Consider the following 20694-nt stretch of genomic DNA (forward strand, 5'->3'; position numbering starts at 1 on the left):
CGCGGCGGGGTCCGAGGCCGGCGCAGCCGGGCCGAAGGCGGGCATGCCGGACGGCGAAGCGTCCTGCGGCAGTGCCGGTGCCCCGGGCGAAGCGCCGCGTTCGCCGGGCATGAAGTACACGCACTACGCGCCGAGCGGTCGGCTCGAAGTCGTGCTCGGCGCGGAGCGGGAAGCCGCGGAAACCATCCGCGGCCTGCTCGCCGCCGCGAAAGCTCGCGGCGAGAAGACCGGGGTGCTCGCGTTCGACGAGCACCTGAGCCTCTACGAAGGCTGCGCGGACGTCGTGCTGCCGCTGGGCAGCCTGCACGATCTGCGCCAAGCGGCGTCGCGGCTGTACGCCGCGCTCCGCCGCTTCGACGAAGAAGGCGCGACGTACATGCTCGCCGAAGGCTGCGAGGAGAGCGGAATCGGCGCAGCCGTCATGAATCGGCTGGGCAAAGCGGCCGGCGGCCGAATCCGCCGCGTCTGAAACGGAGCGGCCGTTCCGCTTCGGACTGAAAGCGGAGAGCCGCTCGGCGGTTTGGTTCGATGCCCGTTTTCCCGGCGGAGCCGTTTCGCCGAGGGCTTATGCCGATCGGCTGTCGCGCGCCGTATTCCGGCTGTTCGACCGAAGGCGCGGCCGACTGTCGAGCGGCGCAGCGATCTTTTTAATCTCTGTGCAAAGGAGAGGATTCGCTTGAAAGCGAAGCATATTTTATTCGTATGTACCGGCAATACCTGCCGAAGTCCGATGGCCGAAGGGCTGCTGCGGCAGATGGCCAAGCAGCGCGGCATAGCGCTCGACGTACGTTCGGCGGGCGTCGCGGCTACGCCGGGCATGCCCATGTCCCGCCATGCGGAAGCGGTGCTGCGCGATCATCAGATTCAGGACCGGATGACTTCTTCTGCGCTCGACCTCGGCTTGATCGAATGGGCCGATCTGATTCTGACGCTGACCGGTTCGCATAAGAGCCATGTGCTGCGCACGTTCCCCGAAGCTTACGACCGCACGCATACGCTCAAAGAATACGTCGAAGACGACCCGAACGTGCTGGGCGATCTGGAAGAGCTGGACAGTCTGTCGGCTTCCGTCGAACTCTCGCGGGCGCTCGGAGAAACCGTGGAGACTTCGCAGCGTCAGCGGATGATCGAACTGCGCCAGCGAATCCCCATGTTCGATATTTCCGATCCGTTCGGCGGCTCGCGCGACGAGTACGAAGCGACGGCGGCGGAGATCCGTACGGCGTTGGATCGGCTGCTCGACAAGCTCGAGCGCGAAAAGCGCTGAACCGAATCCGATCGACGGGGATACTTCCCGTATTCCCGAACGTATGTGAAAGGGCGCGCTTAGTTTGTCCGTATTCTGCCGGATTTTAGGTTGATTTTTAACCATCCGTGCTTTATGATGAATTTAAATTGCAGATCCGATGTAACTGGCGACGAGTGTGGGTTCAACCACGATGGAGCATCGGAATATCGGCCGGTCGCCTGGGCAAAGAGCAGCTTCGCGTTTTCGACGCGCGGTCGCTCTTTTTGTTTTTATTCGAAGCTTTACCTGCTTTCCTTTCGCGCGCTCCGGCGTTATGATCGTGTAAGAACGCCGGGATCCAAGCGGTCTACGGCGAATCGCAATCGGCGAAGGAGTGACGGATGTGGAACAGAATCAGGAAGACTCGATCCGCCGTCAAGCCGCGCAAGCGGCGAGAGAACTGGCGGAGTCGGCCGGATTGAAATCGGGCAAAGTGCTCGTGATCGGTACGAGCACGAGCGAAGTCGCCGGCAAGCGTATCGGCACTTCGGGCGCTTTGGAAGTCGCGCAGCAGCTGCTTGCGGGCATCGACGAAGTTCGGCAGGAATTCGGCTTCGACGTGGCGTATCAATGCTGCGAGCATTTGAACCGCGCGCTGGTCATGGAACGTTCCGTGTTGGAACGTCTGGGCCTGCGCGAAGTATCGGCCGTACCCGTGCCGAAAGCCGGCGGTTCGATGGCTTCCGCGGCTTACCGCGCGATGACGGAACCGGCGCTGGCCGAAACGATCGAAGCGCACGCCGGCCTCGATATCGGCGAGACGTTGATCGGCATGCATCTGCGCCGGGTAGCGGTACCGCTGCGGCTGACGGTTCGGCAGATCGGGGAAGCGCGGGTTACCGCCGCGACGACCCGTCCGCCGCTGATCGGCGGCGAACGCGCCGTGTACCGGCTCCAAGGCGAGCCGGATTCGACCTTCTGCGACTAACAGGGCTTTGACGCCCCGGTTCGCGAGGCGCGACCGGCGCCGGGCAGGTTCAGAGCAGAATCTGCCCGGAAGACTGGGTCGCGTCTGAAAACTCAACGATGAGCATCTTTTACCGCCTTTTTGCCCTCTACTTCGTCACTTTCTCTTGACGTGCCCCGGCACGCCTGCGAAAAAGTTCCTTGTTGAGTAACAAAAATTCGGCAAAATCTGCTTACACCGGAGTTTTCAGACACGCCCAACCGCGCGCTTCGCCACGACGCGGCGCTGAAGCGCCGGCTCTCCGCCTGCCGCGAAGAGCCGGTCGGCTTCGAGCCCGTCCGTTCGGCGAACAAGCGCGAGATTCGACCTACAGTCAGACCTAACATTTTCGAACCCAGGGAGGAATACGGAACATGGAGCACTTGAGAAAAAGCGACCCGGCAGTACTGAAAGCAATGGGACAAGAACTTGACCGTCAAAAAGCCAACATCGAGCTGATCGCGTCCGAGAACATCGTAAGCGAAGCGGTCATCGAAGCGATGGGCTCGGTGCTGACGAACAAATATGCCGAAGGTTACCCGGGCAAGCGCTACTACGGCGGCTGCGAATACGTGGACATCGTGGAAGATCTGGCGCGCGACCGCGCCAAAGAACTGTTCGGCGCCGAACACGTCAACGTGCAGCCTCACTCCGGCGCGCAGGCCAACTTGGGCGTATATCTCGCGGCGCTCAAAGCGGGCGATACCGTACTGGGCATGAACTTGGCGCACGGCGGCCACTTGACGCACGGCAGCCCGGTCAACGCTTCGGGCATCCTGTACAACTTCGTCGCTTACGGCGTGCGCGAAGACAACTTCCGCATCGACTACGACGAAGTGCGCAAAGCGGCGTTCAAACACCGCCCTCGCATGCTCGTTGCCGGCGCCAGCGCGTATCCGCGCACGATCGACTTCGAAGCGCTGGCTTCGATCGCGAATGACGTAGGCGCGCTCTTCATGGTCGACATGGCGCATATCGCGGGCCTCGTGGCCGCAGGCGTTCACCCGTCTCCGGTTCCGCACGCGCACTTCGTCACGACGACGACGCACAAGACGCTGCGCGGACCTCGCGGCGGCATGATCATGTGCACCAAGCCGTGGGCGCAGGCGATCGACAAAGCGATGTTCCCGGGCATTCAAGGCGGACCGCTGATGCACGTCATCGCTTCGAAAGCCGTCGCGTTCGGCGAAGCGCTTGATCCGTCGTTCAAAGTGTACGCGCAGAACGTGGTCGACAACGCTCGCGTATTGGCGGAGACGCTGATCGGCGAAGGCATCGACATCGTATCCGGCGGCACGGACAACCACTTGATGCTGATCGACACGCGCGGCGTGGGCATCACGGGCAAAGACGCCGAGCATGTGCTCGATTCCGTCGGCATCACGGTCAACAAGAACGCGATTCCGTTCGACACGACCAGCCCGTTCATCACGAGCGGCATCCGCATCGGCACGCCTGCGGCGACTTCGCGCGGCATGGACCAAGACGCCATGAAATCGATCGGTCGGATCATCGCTTCCGTCCTGAAGGCGCCGAAAGACGAAGCCGTGCTGGACAAAGCTCGCGCCGACGTCAAAGAACTGACCGACCGCTTCCCGCTTTATCCGAATCTGCAATACTAAGACCGAATCCGAAAAATCGCACGACCTGTAAAGCGGTCCGTTTCCGCTTCGCCCGGTTCTTTCCGAACCGGGCTTTTCGGCGTTCCCGGAATGCGGATTTATCTGTAAATAAATAGAAAGTGAGAAATAGCCGCCAAGTTGGGGTATATAGACAGTACGTTTCGCGATCGCATCAACAACGGGATGTGCGCACATCCCCTGCGGATTTTCCGCCTTCGTTTCGCTACATATTCGACAGAGGGAGAGGATTGGGTTGAGCCGTAAAAAAATTTCGCAGCTGACTCAGCAGTTCGTCTTCGTCGGTCCGACCACGATTTTTTTCGCGTTGATCGTACTGGTTCCGTTCCTGCTCGGGGTGTATTATTCCATGACCAACTGGAACGGCGTCTCGCGCCATCTCGAATTCGTCGGACTGAGCAACTACGTCCATATCTTCACTTCGGACCCCGATTTCCGGAACTCGTTCTGGTTTACGGTCCGCTTCACGGTCGTCGCCGTAGTGGGCGCGAATCTGTTGGGCTTTTTCTTGGCGTATTTCCTGACCAAGCCGCTGAAGAGCAAGAACATTCTGCGGACCGTCTTTTTCATGCCCAATATGATCGGAGGACTGCTGCTCGGCTTCATCTGGCAGTTCATCTTCGTGCGCGGATTCACGGCCATCGGGCAGGCGACCGGCTGGTCGTTCTTCAATCTGCCGTGGCTGGGCAACGAACCGACCGCGTTCTGGGGCATCGTGATCGTCTTTATCTGGCAGTATGCCGGCTACCTGATGGTCATCTATATCGCGTCGCTCAGCAACGTCTCCAAAGACGTGCTGGAATCGGCGGAGATCGACGGGGCCAACCGCACTCAGGTGTTGTGGAAAATGATTTTCCCGCTCGTCATGCCGGCCGTGACCGTCTGCTTGTTCCTCACCATTTCTTGGTCGTTCAAAATGTTCGACCTGAACTTGGCGCTGACGAACGGCGGACCGTTTAACGCGACCCGTTCGGTGGCGCTCGATATCTACCGCGAAGCGTTCACGAACAGCCGCCTCGGTCTGGGTACGGCCAAAGCGGTCATCTTCTTCATCATCGTGGCGATCATTACGGCCGTTCAAGTCCGGGCGACCAAGAGCAGGGAGGTCGAAGCTTAATGGAGCAAGATACGAGATACCGCATATCCACGCTGGTTCTGGAGATTCTGTTGGTTCTGGTCGGCCTGCTGTTCTTGGTGCCGTTCTACTTCCTGATATCCAACTCGCTGAAGACGTTCGGAGAGATCTTGTCCGACGCGGCGGCGCTGCCGACCAGCCTTCAGTGGGCGAACTACAAATCCGGCTGGGAGGCGATCAACTTCCCTTCCGCGTTTAAGAACTCGCTGATCATCACGGTTGTCAGCAATCTGCTGCTCGTGCTGTTCAGCTCCATGACGGCTTACCAGATGGTGCGCCGCGATTCCAAGTTCAACCGCGCCCTGTTCGCTCTGTTCGTGGCGGCGATGGTCATTCCTTTCCAATCGATCATGCTGCCGCTGACGGACGTGACCAGCCGCTTCGGGCTCAGCGACAGCCTGTGGGGCCTGATCATCTGCTATATCGGCTTCGGCGCTCCGCTGTCGGTCTTCTTGTTCCACGGCAGCATGAAATCCGTTCCGCTCGAGATCGAGCAGGCGGCGCGCGTGGACGGGGCGGGGACGTACGGCGTCTTTTTCCGAATCGTCTATCCGATGCTGCGCCCGATGTACGTGACGGTCATCATCCTCAACACGCTCTGGATCTGGAACGACTACCTGCTGCCTTCCCTGATCTTGACCAGCGAAGACCTGCAGACGATTCCGATCGCGACTTACATGCTGTTCGGCCAGTACACGAAGCAGTGGGACCTGGCGCTTCCGGCGCTCGTTCTGGGCATCGCTCCGGTCATCGTCTTCTTCCTGGCCATGCAAAAATACATCGTATCCGGCATCGCCGCCGGCGCGGTCAAAGGGTGAGGAGGAGAGAACCATGAAGCATAAATTCGCCAAAAAGCTGATGTGGGTTCCCGCTCTGCTTCTGGCCGCCGCGTCCGCGTTGTCCGGCTGTTCGCAAGGCGGCAGCGCGGGCGAGTCGGGACAGAAGGTCATCAATATCTATCAAGGCAAAGTCGAAATCTCCGATCAGCTTCAGGAAATGAAAAAAGTATACGAAGCTTCGCATCCCGGCGTGATCCTCAACATTCAGTCCGTCGGGGGCGGCACGGATTACGCGGCGTCGCTCAAATCGAGGTTCTCCGCCGGGGCGCAGCCCGACATCTTCACCATCGGCGGTTTCCAAGAGCGCGATCTGTGGCTCGAATATCTGGAAGACCTGTCGGATCAGCCGTGGACGCAGCATATGGATCAGGTCGCCAAAGATCCGATGAGCGCGGATGGCAAACTGTACGGGTTTCCGCTGAACTACGAAGGGTACGGCTTCCTGTACAATAAGGACATTTTCAAAAAAGCCGGCGTGACCGAGATCCCCAAAACGCTGAGCGAGTTGGAAGAAGCGGCGAAAAAGATTCAGGCCGCAGGCTACACGCCGTTCGTCAACGCTTACGCCGAATGGTGGGTGCTGGGCAACCATAACGTCAACGTTCCTTTCGCCCGGCAGGACGACCCCGACGCGTTCATGAAGTCGCTGAACGACGGGACCGCCGATATGGCGAGCAACAAGATTTTCGACGGTTGGCTGGATCTGCTCGATCTGACGCTCAAATACGGCAACGCCAACCCGCTGACGACGGACTACAATACGCAGATGTCCACGTTCGCGAACGGCAAAGCCGCGATGACGCAGCAGGGCAACTGGGTACAGCCGACGCTCGACGGCATCAATCCCGATCTGAACGTGGGGATGATGCCGATGCCGATCAGCGACGATGCCGAAGCCAACGACAAACTGTTCGTCGGCGTGCCGACCTATTGGGTCGTCAGCAAAAATTCGCCGGTCAAAGAAGAAGCGAAAGAACTGCTGGATTGGATGGCGGGCACGCCGGAAGGCCAAGAGTTCCTGACCAAGAAGTTCCAGTTCATCCCGGCGTTCAACAACATCAAGGCGGCTTCCGAAGATATCGGACCGCTCGGAAGCGATCTGACGAAATATATCGGCGAAGGCAAAGTGCTCAACTGGTATTTCCAACAGCTTCCGATCGGAACGCCTCAAGATTACGCCAATTTGATGCAATCGTATATTGCCGGCAGGGATACGCGCGAGCAGCTGCTCGAACATATGCAGGCTTCTTACGACAATCTCAAGGTACGATAAACGCAAATTCGGCAGAGCCTCCGTCCGATGTTTCGGGCGGGGCTTTTTTGCGTGAAAAGGCTTCGGAAAAGCGATCGCGAGAAAGCGGCGGGAATTTGTGTCGGAGCCGTGGACGGCGGGTGCATACAGGGCGGTCTAATGCTATAATGGACAAGATTTACGGCGCGCCTCGGCATGGAGCATGCCGGGCAAGGCGCGCCCGACGCGGAATTCGTGAAAGGTTTTCCGAAAAGCGAGCGCCGTCGGCCTTCGTCGGAAGCGAAAGCTTCTCGGCGAAAGGCCGGGTATCAAACATTGTACGGAGGGACGAAATTTTATGAGCAAACTGGTGATTTGCGATCATCCGCTGATCCAGCACAAACTGACTTTTATCCGAGACGTGAACACGAACACGAAAGACTTCCGCGAACTGGTCGACGAAGTCGCGACATTGATGGCGTACGAGATTACGCGCGAGATTCCGCTCGAATCCATTCCGGTCGAAACGCCGGTTACCCAAACCGAAGGCAAAGTCATCTCGGGCCGCATGCTCGGTCTGGTGCCGATCCTGCGCGCGGGTCTCGGCATGCTCGACGGCGTGTTGAAACTTCTTCCGGCGGCCAAAGTCGGACACGTGGGCTTGTTCCGCGATCCGAACACGCTGCAGCCCGTTGAGTATTACGTCAAGCTGCCGACGGACGTGCAAGAGCGCGAGCTGATCGTCATCGACCCGATGCTGGCGACCGGCGGTTCCGCGATCGCGGCGATCGACGTGCTGAAGAAACGCGGATGCACGCAGATCAAGATGATGAATCTGATCGCGGCGCCGGAAGGCGTCAAAGCGGTTCAAGACGCCCATCCGGACGTGGATATCTACGTAGCGGCGCTCGACGAAAGACTCGACGATCACGGTTATATCGTACCGGGCCTCGGCGATGCGGGAGACCGCTTGTACGGCACGAAGTAATCCGGGCGGCGATGCCGCTGGGCGGGTTTGGCTAGGCAGGTTAAAAAAGCGCTTTAATTAATGAAGAGATTATAATGAAGGAATTATATCGAAGGCATTCGGAGCGCCGCTTGCGCGGCGGCCGGATGCCGACGGAAAGGTGAGACGACAACGAATGAACAAGATCAAAGTCATGACGATCTTCGGCGTACGGCCGGAAGCGATCAAGATGGCTCCGCTGATTCTCGAATTGGAGAAGCACCCGGAGCAGATCGAATCGATCGTCTGCGTAACGGCCCAGCATCGCCAGATGCTCGACCAAGTATTGGACGTATTCAAGATCAAGCCGGATTACGATCTGGACGTGATGAAAGACCGGCAGACGCTGAACGAGATTTCGATCCGCGTGCTTCAAGGACTGGAGCCGGTACTGCGCGAAGCGCAGCCGGACATCGTGCTGGTGCACGGCGACACGCTGACGACTTTCTTGGCCAGCTACGCGTCTTTCCTTCAGCAGATCAAAGTCGGCCATGTCGAAGCCGGACTTCGCACTTGGAACAAGCAGTCGCCTTATCCGGAGGAAATGAACCGTCAATTGACGGGCGTGATCGCCGATCTCCATTTCGCTCCGACCTCTTGGTCGGCAGGCAACCTTGCCAAGGAGAATAAGTCGAAGTCAAGCGTTTTTGTCACAGGCAACACCGTTACGGATGTGTTTCAATATACCGTGCAGCCCGATTACAGCCATCCGGTGCTGGATTGGGCCAAGGGAAAAAGGCTGATTCTGATGACGGCGCATCGCCGCGAATCGCAGGGCGAACCTCACCGCAACATCTTCCGCGCGGTGAAACGGATCGCCGACGAATTCGAAGACGTGGCGATCGTATATCCCGTTCACCCGAGCCCCGCAGTCAAAGAGCCGGCTCACGAAATCCTCGGCGGTCATCCGCGCATCTCGCTGATCGATCCGCTCGACGTCGTGGACCTGCATAATTTTTATCCGCATACTCACCTGATTCTGACCGACTCCGGCGGCCTGCAGGAAGAGGCTCCGTCGTTCGGCGTGCCTGTTCTGGTCCTGCGCGACACGACGGAACGGCCGGAAGGCATCGAAGCCGGAACGCTCGAGCTGGTGGGAACGGAAGAAGAGAAGGTGTATGCACGGACTCAAGCGCTGCTGAGCGATGCGACTTTGTACGAATCCATGAGCCGGGCCGCCAACCCGTACGGAGACGGCAAAGCGTCGCAACGGATTGTCAATGCGATTCTTCATAGTTTCGGCTTCCAAACGGAACGTCCCGAAGAATTTCACACAATAGACACAATTGATCCTGAAGTTGCATTGTGATTAACCAGGTAAACAGTATACAGTATAGCTGTACGGTTGATACGCTTTCACGAAATTCGCCCGGCGAGTGTCAAACAATCGTCACAACCTTTCCGTAACGGTAAGCAATTTGTTCCGTAACTACAGGCAACGTCATTTTTCGAAGCGCCGAAGCCTTGCGCGACGCGGCATGAGCGAGAAAAAGGAAAAGTTCGGCGAATTGACAATAACTCTTACTGTTCAGTAAAATGAATGGGGATTATGAGGTTGACAGGCAATGGATAAGCGCGATAAACCGGTTCGTAACAAAGGCCCGTGGAAGGCTGTCGGGCTTGTCGGCGCGATTGGGATCGACCTGGCGATTTTTACCTTGGTCGGGTTTCTCTTCGGGCGTTGGATGGACGACAGAATGGGCGGTTCCGGCCTATGGATCGGAATCGGCGTGCTGATCGGCCTTGTCCTCGGAGCGTTCGGCATTTATGCCCTCGTTCGCAAAGTCTTGGAGGGAAGCGATGAGTGAATTACCGAAGTATATGCGTTGGCTGACGCGCGTGACGTACACGGTGCTCGCGATCGGCGCCGTATGGATGCTGATTGCGCCTCACCATCACCCGGTGCTTCTCGGAATCATTTTCGGGATCAGCATCAGTTGTATGAGCGCGTATTATCTGGGATACAGAGTCAGGAAAATCACCGATGCCGCGGCGGAGGGACGCAAGTTTCGCGGCGGTCTCGGCTTTTCCTGGCGCGCAATCGCGGCGATCGGGGCCTTGGTGGTCGCCATCGAGTTTCCTCACGAGGTGAACTTGCAGGCGCTGCTGGGAAGTCTCGTCGTCGCCCCGTTCATCCTGCTGATTTTCGGGATCGTCTTCAACCTGAAAGGCAGCAGGGAAGAAACCGCCCGCTTCGAAGCGAAGCGGCAGGAGAGATTAGCTGAAGAAAGGGGTGAAAAAGATGCATGAAGCTCCGATAATTCATCTCGGAGGCATTCCGTTTGACCTCTCGATCATTACGATGCTGATCGTAAGCTGCTTGGTCGTATTCCTGATCGCCAAGCTGGCTACGCGCAACCTCTCGGTCGAGAACCCGGGCAAATTGCAGAATTTCATGGAGTGGGTCATCGAGTTCGTTCAGAACCAGATCGCCGGCACCATGGATCTCAAGAAAGGCAGACCGTTCATCACGCTCGGCGTGACGCTGATCATGTTCATTTTCGTCAGCAACATGTTGGGGCTTCCGTTCGGTATCGTGTTTGAGTACGACAGCGTAGAGAAGGCAACCATCTTCGGTCATCAGATCGTTCCGGTCGTCGATACGCTCAACTCGGCTATCGCAGCCGGCGAAGCTCATCCGCATGCCGAAGTCGCTTTCTGGAAATCCCCTACGGCCGACGTTTCCGTTACGATGACGCTGGCGGCAATCATCTTCGTCATGGTTCATTACTTGGGCATGGCCAAGAACACCAAATCTTACTTCAAACACTATCTCGAACCGTATCCCGTTTTCCTGCCGATCAACTTGATCGAACAATTCGCAAGTTTGCTCACGCACGGGATGCGTCTATACGGCAACATTTTTGCCGGCGAGGTATTGATCAGCGTGATCCTGAAACTTGCGGCAGCCGGCGCGGTCGGTTGGATCGCTTCGATTCCGCTGATGATGGTATGGCAAGGATTCAGTATATTCGTAGGCGCGATTCAGGCCTTCGTCTTTATGATTCTGGCTATGGTTTACATATCCCAGAAGATCGATACGCACGAAGAACACTAGCCGTCGTCTAGTCAAGATCTACTGCAAGCGAGTCATGAGCCGGCAAGCTCCGCGAGGAACTTCGGGCTGACTATAAATTTTAAGGTACACAAACCAAGGAGGACTACATTCAATGGGAGTTATGGCATTTATCGCCGCTGCGATCGCAGTAGGCTTGGGCGCCCTCGGCGCGGGTATCGGTAACGGTCTGATCATCAGCAAAACGGTAGAAGGTATCGCTCGTCAACCGGAAGCGAAATCCACGCTGCAAACGACGATGTTTATCGGTGTAGGTCTGGTCGAAGCCCTGCCGATCATCGGTGTCGTTCTCGCCTTCATCTTCTGGGCAGCGGCTTAATTTTTTACGGAAACATACGATGGCGGGGATGGCAGCAGCCTCCGCGCCTTCTTTTTGAACTGAGATTGACCAGCCTGGAAAGGAGTGACCCACGTGCATTTTGTATGGACTTCTACAGTCGTTACGCTGCTCGCATTCGTTATTTTGTACTGGCTGCTCAGCCGCTACGCCATCGGGCCTCTGATGTCCGTTATGGAGAAGCGCCGCGAGCTGGTGCTTAGTCAGTTGAACGAAGCATCGACGACGCGCGAAGAAGCGGCCGCTTATGTGGAACAGCAGAAAGAAGCGCTCCAGCAGGCGCGCAAAGAAGCTTACGATATCATTGAACAATCCAGACAGACGAGCGGCAAGCAGGCCGATCAATTGATCGCGCAAGCCAAAGAAGAGTCTGTTCGCCTGAAGGACGAAGCGCTCCGCGACATCGAGAGCGAAAAGAACAAGGCGATGGCCGCCCTGCGCGGCGAAGTCGGACGCGTCTCCGTCCAGATCGCTTCCAAGCTGATCGAGAAGGAGATCGACGAGAAATCGAACGAAGGCCTGGTTGATCAGTACCTGAAAGACGTAGGAACGAAATCATGAGCCGCGACACTCTGGCCGCGAAACGTTATGCGCGCGCGCTGTTCGAAGTGACTTTCGCCCAAGGCAAAGTCACGGAGACGCAGGCCGAGCTGCGCGCCATTACGGAAGCTTTCGCGTCCGATCCGGCTCTGGGTAAGTTCGTATCTTCGCCCGGTGTATCCGCGGAAGACAAGAAGAAAGTGCTGAACAGCGCTTTTGAAGGCCGCGTATCCGTGCCGGTTGCCCGTACGATCGAATTGTTGGTCGAACGCGGCCGGACACAGCTGTTCGGCGAACTGCGCGAGAGTTACGAGCATATTTCCAACGAGGCGCTCGGCTTGGCCGACGCCACCGTCTATAGCGCCTTCCCTCTCACCGAAGAAGAGAAGACGGCAGCCGCGGAACGTTTCGGCGTTCTGACCGGCAAGAAAATCACGGTTCATAACGTCGTGGACAAAAGCGTGCTGGGCGGCGCCAAAGTCGTCATCGGCAATACGCTCTACGACGGAAGCCTAGCGGGCAAGTTGGCCCGTCTCGAAAAGTCTTTTGAACGGCAAGCATAGTGACAGGGGGGAAACCACTTGAGTATCAGACCTGATGAAATCAGCACGCTGATTAAGAGCCAGATTGAACAATATCAAAGCGAAATCGAAGTCGCCGAAGTGGGTACCGTCATTCAAGTCGGCGACGGTATCGCGCGCGCATACGGTCTCGACAACGTACTGTCGGGCGAACTCCTCGAGTTCGAGAACGGCGTAATGGGCATGGCCCTCAACTTGGAAGAAGATAACGTCGGTATCGTTATCTTGGGTCCTTACACGGATATCCGCGAAGGCAACCAAGTCAAACGTACGGGCCGCATCATGGAAGTTCCGGTCGGCGAAGCGCTGCTCGGACGCGTCGTGAACCCGCTCGGACAGCCGGTCGACGGCAAAGGTCCGATCGAGACGACTCATTACCGTCCGGTCGAAGGTTCGGCTCCGGGCGTTATCGACCGTAAATCCGTGCACGAGCCGATGCAAACGGGCATCAAAGCCATCGACTCGATGGTCCCGATCGGCCGCGGACAGCGCGAGCTGATCATCGGCGACCGTCAAACGGGTAAAACGACGATCGCGATCGATACGATCCTCAACCAAAAAGGCAACAACGTGAAGTGCGTATACGTAGCCATCGGACAGAAACAGTCCACGGTTGCTCAGGTCGTGGAAACGCTGCGCCGCAACGGCGCGCTGGACTACACGATCGTCGTGACGGCGTCCGCTTCGGACCCGGCTCCGCTCCAGTACATCTCGGCTTACGCCGGCTGCGCGATGGGCGAGTACTTCATGTACAAAGGCGAGCATGCGCTGGTCATCTACGACGACTTGTCGAAACAAGCCGCCGCTTACCGCGAACTCTCCCTGCTGCTCCGCCGTCCTCCGGGTCGGGAAGCTTATCCGGGCGACGTCTTCTACCTGCACTCCCGTCTGCTGGAACGCGCGGCTAAGCTGAGCGACGCTCGCGGCGGCGGCTCGCTGACGGCTCTGCCGTTCATCGAAACGCAGGCTTCCGACGTATCGGCGTACATTCCGACGAACGTCATCTCGATCACCGACGGCCAGATCTTCCTGGAGTCCGACTTGTTCTACTCCGGTCAACGTCCGGCGATCAACGTCGGTATCTCGGTATCCCGCGTCGGCGGTTCCGCGCAGATCAAGGCAATGAAAAAAGTTGCCGGCACGCTGCGTCTGGATCTCGCGCAATACCGCGAGCTTCAAGCGTTCTCGCAGTTCGGTTCGGACCTCGACAAATCGACGTTGTCCCGCCTCAACCGCGGCGCGCGCATGATGGAGATCCTCAAACAAGGCGTTAACCAGCCGCTGTCCGTCGAACAACAGGTCGTCAGCCTGTACACGGCCGTCAAAGGCATGCTCGACGATATTCCGGTTGCCGACGTGCGTCGTTTCGAACGCGAATTCCTCGCTTTCATGACGACCGAGCACAAAGCGATTCTCGATTCGATCGTACAGACGAAAGATCTGACGTCCGACAACGAGAAAGCACTGGTAGCCGCGATCGAACAGTTCAAAAAAGGATTCGCGACGACGGCTTAAACCGGCGCGATCTTTCAGTCGAAGCCCGGCGGGCTTCGAACGGGTGAAGCCGCGTCCTTTTCCGATCCGGAAAAGAGCGGCTTTGCGCGTACGAGTCCGGCAGCTTCATTCGATAAATTTACGACCTTACGAAGTGATTTTGCATCCGCAAAATCTGAAGCATAACCTTACGAAGTGACTTTGCTTCGCAAAGTCTAAAGCATAACCTTACGAAGTGACTTTGCTTCGCAAAGTCTAAAGCATAACCTTACGAAGTGACTTTGCTTCGCAAAGTCTAAAGCATAACCTTACGAAGTGACTTTGCTTCGCAAAGTCTGGAGGTGAAACCATTGGCTAAAGGAATACGCGAGATCAAACGGCAGATCAAGAGTACGCAGAATACCCGTCAGATCACCAAAGCGATGGAGATGGTCGCGGCTTCCAAGCTGCGCCGCGCGCAGGAGAAAGCCGAAGCGGCCCGTCCGTATTCGGACAAGCTGCGCGAAGTGGTTGCCAGTATTGCGTCCAGCAGTACCGGAATCCGCCATCCGATGCTGGAGAAACGTCCGGCTCGCAAAACCGCTTATCTGGTCATCACGTCGGACCGCGGTCTGGCCGGCGGGTATAATGCCAACATTCTGCGTCGGGTTTCCAACGAACTGCGCGACCGTCATACGTCTCCGGACGAATACGTGTTGTACGTGATCGGCCGCAAAGGACGCGACTATTTCCGCAGACGGGGTATCCCGGTCGCCGAGACGGTGACGGATCTGTCGGACTCGCCTTCTTTCGCGGACATCAAAGCCGTGGCTGCCCGTGCCGTGCAGGATTACGAACTCGGCCACAGCGACGCGCTATACTTATGTTATAACCAGTTCATCAACGCGCTTACTCAGATTCCTCAGGTGGAAGCTCTGCTTCCGATGGAGCCGGTATCGTTCGACGGCGCGCTGCAATCTTACGAATTCGAGCCGTCGGCGGAGACCGTACTGGGCGAACTGCTGCCGCGTTACGCGGAGACGTTGATCTACAAAGCCGTGCTCGAAGGCAAAGCCAGCGAACTCGGCGCCAAGATGACCGCGATGGGCGCGGCGACGAAGAACGCGTCCAAGCTCATCAACGAATATACCTTAACGTACAACCGGGCTCGCCAAGCGGCCATCACGCAGGAAATTACCGAAATCGTGGCCGGCGCGAGCGCCGCACAAAGCTGAAGCTTGTAGGAGGGAAAACCAAGCATGAATACAGGACGCATCATCAGCATCACGGGTCCGGTTGTCGACGTCGAGTTCGAACGCGGTCAACTTCCGGAAATCCTGAATGCGCTCAAGGTTCAAAAAGCGACGGAAGACGGCAAAACGATCGAACTGACCCTGGAAGTATCGAACCATCTGGGCGACAACACCGTTCGCTGCATCGCGATGTCCTCGACGGACGGCTTGACTCGCGGCAGCGCGGCTGTCGATACCGGCGGCCCGATCTCCGTTCCGGTCGGCGAAGTGACGTTGGGACGCGTATTTAACGTTCTCGGCGATCCGATCGACGAAGCGGGCGACGTGGTGTCCACGGTCAACAACCCGATCCACCGTCAACCGCCGACGTTCGACGAACTGTCGACGCAAGCGGAAATGCTCGAGACCGGCATCAAGGTCATCGACCTTCTGGCTCCTTACGCCAAAGGCGGCAAGATCGGCCTGTTCGGCGGCGCCGGCGTAGGCAAAACCGTAACGATCCAAGAGCTGATCAACAACATCGCGCAGGAACACGGCGGTATCTCCGTATTCGCGGGCGTCGGCGAACGCACGCGCGAAGGTAACGACTTATACCACGAGATGAGAGAATCCGGCGTTATCAGCAAAACGGCCATGGTATTCGGTCAGATGAACGAGCCTCCGGGCGCGCGTCTGCGCGTAGCCTTGACCGGTCTGACGATGGCCGAATATTTCCGCGACGAAGAAGGCCGCGACGTGCTGCTGTTCGTCGACAACATCTTCCGCTTTACCCAAGCGGGTTCGGAAGTATCCGCCCTGCTCGGCCGGATGCCTTCGGCCGTAGGTTACCAGCCGACGCTGGCGACCGAAATGGGTCAATTGCAAGAACGCATCACTTCGACCAAAAAAGGTTCCGTCACGTCGATCCAAGCGATCTACGTACCGGCGGACGACTATACCGACCCGGCTCCTGCGACGACTTTCGCGCACTTGGACGCCACGACCAACTTGGAGCGTAAAATCTCCGAAATGGGTATCTTCCCTGCCGTCGACCCGCTGGCTTCCAGCTCGCGGATTCTGGCTCCGGACGTTGTCGGCGAAGAGCACTACGAAGTCGCTCAAGGCGTTAAGCAGCTCTTGGCCCGCTATCGCGAGCTTCAAGACATCATCGCGATCTTGGGCATGGACGAGCTGAGCGAAGACGATAAAGTCATCGTTGCCCGCGCGCGCAAAATCCAACGCTTCCTGTCCCAGCCGTTCCACGTTGCCGAAGCCTTCACGGGCCTCAAAGGACGTTACGTGCCGGTTAAGGAAACGATCCGCAGCTTCCGCGAGATCCTTGACGGCAAGCACGACGGTCTGCCGGAAGCGGCATTCCTCTTCGTCGGAACGATCGAAGAAGCCGTCGAGAAGGCAAAAACCCTTTAAGCCGTCCGGCTTAGGGTGAGGAGGGATAGAAGTGAGCACCTTTTTGCTGGAAATCGTTACTCCGGAGCGGCTCGTCTACTCCGGCGAAGTCACGAATATCATCGCCAAAAGCATTGAAGGCGACATGGGCGTTCTGGCAGGCCACATCGCGACGGTCGCTCCGCTTCAGATCGGCGCGCTGACCGTCAAACATGCGGACGGCAAACGGTCGCATATCGCCGTGCACGGCGGCTTCCTCGAAGTCCGTCGCGAGAAAGTGGTCGTCTTGGCCGAAAGCGCCGAGCTGCCGGAAGCGATCGACGTCGAACGCGCCCGCGCGGCGCGCGAGAGAGCGCAGCTGCGCCTCGAAAGCGGCAAGATGCATCAAGACGAAGTCGACCATCGCCGGGCCGAGCTTGCGCTGAAACGCGCGATGACTCGGATCGACGTAACGACTACGGATAACGTAAGCAAATGATCGCAGGCCGGTCTCTTCGGAGACCGGCCTTTTTCTGCGGATGCCGAGCAGGCCGAAAAGACTTATTTCCCCGGAAATATAGGTACATAAGCAGGCAGCCAAGAAGTCGAAAAGAACGAAAAAATCCAAAAGCATTAACAAACGCCGAACTTCTGCCGATATAGCGAAAGGGCTTGCCGCATCAAGGTTTTTGCGAAAAAACGCTTACAAAATCGAAGCGAAAAGAAACCTTTCCGCTTTGAAAGCCGTAGAGTAAAGCCGGAGGCGACTTTTTGTAAAAATTGTTTGAAATGTGCTGGATTCTTCGGTCGCTTCCCAGTATTATAAAGAAGTCCGTTAAAATATCCGATAGGCGGACTTACAGTCCGACCGGACGAACGAAGGAGGCTTAAAGCGGTGGGTCAAAGCGCCTTGGCATCTTTCTCGCAAACGGGAGTTTACGGGTTTCTATCCATGCTGATTTCGCTGGGCTGCATTTTTTTGGCTTGGTGGGCGCTGCAGAATCTGAAGCTCGATCTGATCATTCGCCATCCGCAGAGTCCGCAGGGGAAAATGCTGCATGTTCTGCTCGCGATTGTGCTCGGGCACTTCGTTGCGAACTTCGTTTTGGATTACATCGGATGGTCGCAATTGCTCAAAATGGGCTTCTGAAAAGTCGGAATTGTTTTAAGTCGTAACGCTTGGGTTAATCAGTCATTAGGCTTGTTGAGTTCTTTTCTTTCAAAAGACGAATCGGCCGTCAGGCCGGCATGTGCACAATACCACAAACAACGTAAAATAAACGCGCGGAGGGAATACGGAGATGAGCAAATTTATCGTCCGCGGCGGCAAACGATTGACCGGAACCGTCAAAGTTAGCGGTGCCAAGAATTCGGTGCTTCCTATCATCGCTGCCAGTCTTTTAGCACAAGAAGGAGAAAGCGTCATTTCCGACGCGCCTCCTCTTGATGACGTCATGACCATCAACAAAGTTTTGGAATCGTTGGGAGCAGGCATTACATACCGGGATGAAGTCATCCGTGTAAATGCGCAAAACCTGACTTCATCCGAAGCGCCATACGAGTGGGTAAGCAAGATGCGTGCCTCTTTCCTCGTAATGGGGCCTCTCCTTGCGCGCCTTGGCTCTACCCGCATCTCCATGCCGGGCGGCTGCGCGATCGGCACTCGTCCGATCGATCAGCATCTCAAAGGCTTCGAAGCGATGGGCGCCAAGGTTACGCTGGGCGAAGGCTATGTCGAAGCGAAAAGCGACGGCAGACTCCGCGGAGCCAAAATCTATCTGGATTTTGCCAGCGTAGGCGCGACGGAAAACATCATGATGGCCGCAACGATGGCAGTCGGAACGACAACCATCGAAAACGCGGCCAAAGAACCGGAAATCGTGGACCTCGCCAACTATCTGAATGCGATGGGCGCGGTGGTTCGCGGCGCAGGTACGGACACGATCCGTATCGAAGGCGTCGAGAAGCTCGTCGGAGCTCCTCACACGGTCATTCCTGACCGGATCGAAGCGGGTACCTACATGGTTGCCGCGGCGATCACGGGCGGAGACGTTTACGTCGAAGGCGCGATCGCCGACCACCTCGGTCCGGTAATCGCCAAGATGGAAGAGATGGGCGTCACGGTTATGCCGGACGAGAACGGGGTTCGCGTCGTGGCCGACAAGCCGCTGCGCGCCGTGGACATCAAGACGCTTCCGTATCCGGGCTTCCCGACGGACATGCAGTCTCAGATGATGGCTCTGCTTCTTAGCGCGACCGGAACGAGCGTCGTGACGGAAACGGTGTTCGAGAACCGTTTCATGCACGTCGATCAGTTCCGCTTGATGAACGCCGAGATCAAAGTCGAAGGACGTTCTTCGTTCGTCAGCGGCGATACGAAGTTCGTAGGCGCCAAAGTGACGGCAACCGATCTGCGTGCAGGCGCTGCTTTGATCTGCGCGGGACTCGTGGCCGAAGGCACGACGGAAGTCGGCGGCACGCACCATATCGATCGCGGCTACGTCAATCTGACGGAGAAGCTGGTCGGTCTGGGAGCGGACATCTGGCGCGTTTCCGTGCCGGAGAAGTCGGAAGAAACTGCCGCGGTCAAAGAAACGTCGACGCGCGCGGAAGCTCCGATCTTCAACGTTCAGCCGACATGGGCCTAAGCTTGGGTCCTTGTTCATAAGGTTTGCGAATCCAAGTTCGAAAGAACTTGGATTTTTTGCGTTTTTAACCTTCTTTTCCGAGGAATTCCCGTTGAAGAGAGACCCTTAAATATGCTATGTTAAAAGCTGGTAGTTTGCAGGCGACGGGCGGACGCGCGTAGTCATGAAAGCCGAATAAACAAGGATGCTGGAGGCCGCGAATATACATGTTGAGCAAGGATATCGGGATCGACCTGGGCACGGCGAACGTGCTGATTTATGTGAAGGGTAAGGGAGTCGTTATCGACGAGCCATCGGTTGTAGCAGTAGAAAGAGAATCGAAGCGAGTGCTCGCCGTGGGCGAAGAAGCGCGCCGCATGGTCGGACGCACGCCCGGCAACATCGAAGTGGTGCGACCGCTGCGCGACGGCGTCATCGCCGATTTCGAGATTACGGAAGCGATGCTGCGCTACTTTATCAATAAAGTCGGAGGCCGGAATTGGTACAGCAATCCGCGGATTCTGATCTGCGCGCCGACCAACATCACGTCAGTCGAACAGAAGGCGATCCGCGAAGCGGCCCAGCGTACCGGAGCGAAAGACGTATATCTGGAAGAAGAACCTAAAGCGGCCGCGATCGGCGCGGGCATGGACATCTACCAGCCGAGCGGCAACATGGTCGTCGATATCGGCGGCGGCACGACCGACGTGGCCGTACTGTCGATGGGCGATATCGTCACCTCTTCCTCGATCAAGGTGGCGGGCGACACGTTCGACGAATCCATTATCCGCTATATCAAAAATAAATATAAACTGCTGATCGGCGAACGTACGGCGGAAGATCTGAAGATCAATATCGCCTCGGTGCATCCGGACGGCCGCCATGCGGAAGTCGATATTCGCGGACGCGATATGGTGAGCGGCCTGCCGCGCACGATCTCCGTGACTTCGGCCGAAGTCAAAGAAGCGCTGGACGAGTCGGTCGCGTTGATCGTTAGCGCCGCGAAGTCGGTGCTGGAGCGTACCCCGCCGGAACTGTCGGCGGACATCATCGACCGCGGCGTCGTGCTGACGGGCGGAGGCGCTCTGCTGCACGGTCTCGACGACCTGCTGGCGCAGGAACTCAAAGTGCCGGTATGGACGGCGGAAGATCCGATGCACTGCGTCGTCAAGGGCACGCAGAAGATGCTGGATCACCTCGATCAGACGGCGAAGAAAAAATTCTGATTTTCCTCTAAAAAGTTCTTAATAATTTTTCCGAACTGCCGATATATATATCACAAGGCCGAGGGGTTTTTTATAAAAAGGACCCGATCGGCCGCATGGACACGGACAACGACAGCCGGGCTGTTACACCG

Annotated in this window: 22 protein-coding genes and 1 riboswitch; all 22 genes read left to right on the forward strand. The window is 57.3% G+C overall.

Annotated features, from left to right (window positions below):
• Window positions 1-469: Sua5 family C-terminal domain-containing protein (locus tag CDO73_RS24395; protein WP_306437549.1), on the forward strand; the 469-nt coding region annotated here is incomplete at its 5' end.
• A gap of 207 nt (window positions 470-676) precedes the next feature.
• The gene (locus tag CDO73_RS24400; protein WP_373447057.1) at window positions 677-1267 is read left to right on the forward strand and encodes a low molecular weight protein arginine phosphatase; all 591 of its coding nucleotides are present in this window, start codon (window positions 677-679) and stop codon (window positions 1265-1267) included.
• Between the two features lie 131 nt (window positions 1268-1398).
• A riboswitch (ZMP/ZTP riboswitch) is annotated at window positions 1399-1480 on the forward strand.
• Between the two features lie 151 nt (window positions 1481-1631).
• Window positions 1632-2216, forward strand: coding sequence for a TIGR01440 family protein (locus tag CDO73_RS24405; protein ID WP_088491108.1), 585 nt, complete (start codon window positions 1632-1634; stop codon window positions 2214-2216).
• A 392-nt stretch (window positions 2217-2608) separates the two neighbouring features.
• On the forward strand, window positions 2609-3856 hold the full coding sequence (locus CDO73_RS24410) for a serine hydroxymethyltransferase (protein ID WP_088491109.1): 1248 nt from the start codon (window positions 2609-2611) through the stop codon (window positions 3854-3856).
• Between the two features lie 253 nt (window positions 3857-4109).
• Window positions 4110-4991, forward strand: a complete 882-nt coding sequence (locus CDO73_RS24415) for a carbohydrate ABC transporter permease (protein ID WP_088491110.1) — start codon at window positions 4110-4112, stop codon at window positions 4989-4991.
• Window positions 4991-5827 carry a carbohydrate ABC transporter permease gene (locus CDO73_RS24420; RefSeq protein ID WP_088491111.1) on the forward strand — a complete coding sequence of 279 codons (837 nt, stop codon included), beginning with the start codon at window positions 4991-4993 and terminating at the stop codon, window positions 5825-5827. Before CDO73_RS24415 ends, CDO73_RS24420 begins: the two co-directional genes overlap by 1 nt.
• 13 nt (window positions 5828-5840) lie before the next feature.
• Complete coding sequence (locus CDO73_RS24425) at window positions 5841-7121, forward strand: ABC transporter substrate-binding protein (protein ID WP_088491112.1); 1281 nt, start codon at window positions 5841-5843, stop codon at window positions 7119-7121.
• 316 nt (window positions 7122-7437) lie between these two features.
• Entirely contained in the window at window positions 7438-8067 is a 630-nt protein-coding gene (upp, locus tag CDO73_RS24430; RefSeq protein WP_087798616.1) for a uracil phosphoribosyltransferase, read from the forward strand.
• Between the two features lie 154 nt (window positions 8068-8221).
• Window positions 8222-9394: a non-hydrolyzing UDP-N-acetylglucosamine 2-epimerase gene (wecB, locus tag CDO73_RS24435; RefSeq protein ID WP_088491113.1), complete on the forward strand. Its 1173-nt coding sequence runs from the start codon at window positions 8222-8224 to the stop codon at window positions 9392-9394.
• Window positions 9395-9650: 256 nt separating this feature from the next.
• Window positions 9651-9893, forward strand: coding sequence for an AtpZ/AtpI family protein (locus CDO73_RS24440; RefSeq protein ID WP_088491152.1), 243 nt, complete (start codon window positions 9651-9653; stop codon window positions 9891-9893).
• On the forward strand, window positions 9886-10335 hold the full coding sequence (locus CDO73_RS24445) for an ATP synthase subunit I (protein WP_179218827.1): 450 nt from the start codon (window positions 9886-9888) through the stop codon (window positions 10333-10335). The genes CDO73_RS24440 and CDO73_RS24445 overlap by 8 nt, the downstream gene beginning before the upstream one ends.
• The gene (gene atpB, locus CDO73_RS24450) at window positions 10328-11143 is read left to right on the forward strand and encodes a F0F1 ATP synthase subunit A (protein ID WP_088491115.1); all 816 of its coding nucleotides are present in this window, start codon (window positions 10328-10330) and stop codon (window positions 11141-11143) included. The genes CDO73_RS24445 and atpB overlap by 8 nt, the downstream gene beginning before the upstream one ends.
• 112 nt (window positions 11144-11255) lie before the next feature.
• Entirely contained in the window at window positions 11256-11480 is a 225-nt protein-coding gene (gene atpE / locus CDO73_RS24455; protein ID WP_088491116.1) for a F0F1 ATP synthase subunit C, read from the forward strand.
• Window positions 11481-11573: 93 nt separating this feature from the next.
• Complete coding sequence (gene atpF, locus CDO73_RS24460) at window positions 11574-12059, forward strand: F0F1 ATP synthase subunit B (RefSeq protein WP_088491117.1); 486 nt, start codon at window positions 11574-11576, stop codon at window positions 12057-12059.
• On the forward strand, window positions 12056-12601 hold the full coding sequence (locus CDO73_RS24465) for a F0F1 ATP synthase subunit delta (protein ID WP_088491118.1): 546 nt from the start codon (window positions 12056-12058) through the stop codon (window positions 12599-12601). Before atpF ends, CDO73_RS24465 begins: the two co-directional genes overlap by 4 nt.
• A gap of 18 nt (window positions 12602-12619) precedes the next feature.
• Window positions 12620-14134 (forward strand): F0F1 ATP synthase subunit alpha, encoded by a 1515-nt coding sequence (atpA, locus tag CDO73_RS24470; RefSeq protein WP_088491119.1) that lies wholly within the window; start codon window positions 12620-12622, stop codon window positions 14132-14134.
• A 329-nt stretch (window positions 14135-14463) separates the two neighbouring features.
• The gene (atpG, locus tag CDO73_RS24475; protein ID WP_088491120.1) at window positions 14464-15327 is read left to right on the forward strand and encodes an ATP synthase F1 subunit gamma; all 864 of its coding nucleotides are present in this window, start codon (window positions 14464-14466) and stop codon (window positions 15325-15327) included.
• 24 nt (window positions 15328-15351) lie between these two features.
• Window positions 15352-16752 carry a F0F1 ATP synthase subunit beta gene (atpD, locus tag CDO73_RS24480; protein WP_088491121.1) on the forward strand — a complete coding sequence of 467 codons (1401 nt, stop codon included), beginning with the start codon at window positions 15352-15354 and terminating at the stop codon, window positions 16750-16752.
• Window positions 16753-16783: 31 nt separating this feature from the next.
• Window positions 16784-17209 (forward strand): F0F1 ATP synthase subunit epsilon, encoded by a 426-nt coding sequence (locus CDO73_RS24485; RefSeq protein ID WP_088491122.1) that lies wholly within the window; start codon window positions 16784-16786, stop codon window positions 17207-17209.
• 453 nt (window positions 17210-17662) lie between these two features.
• Window positions 17663-17860: a DUF1146 family protein gene (locus tag CDO73_RS24490; protein WP_088491153.1), complete on the forward strand. Its 198-nt coding sequence runs from the start codon at window positions 17663-17665 to the stop codon at window positions 17858-17860.
• 151 nt (window positions 17861-18011) lie between these two features.
• Window positions 18012-19358 (forward strand): UDP-N-acetylglucosamine 1-carboxyvinyltransferase, encoded by a 1347-nt coding sequence (murA, locus tag CDO73_RS24495; protein WP_088491123.1) that lies wholly within the window; start codon window positions 18012-18014, stop codon window positions 19356-19358.
• Between the two features lie 206 nt (window positions 19359-19564).
• A complete protein-coding gene (gene mreB, locus CDO73_RS24500; protein WP_088491124.1) occupies window positions 19565-20563 on the forward strand; it encodes a rod shape-determining protein in 999 nt (332 codons plus the stop codon).
• Window positions 20564-20694 lie beyond the last annotated feature (131 nt).

The organism is Saccharibacillus sp. O23, assembly GCF_002205895.1.
Classification (GTDB): Bacteria; Bacillota; Bacilli; order Paenibacillales; family Paenibacillaceae; genus Saccharibacillus.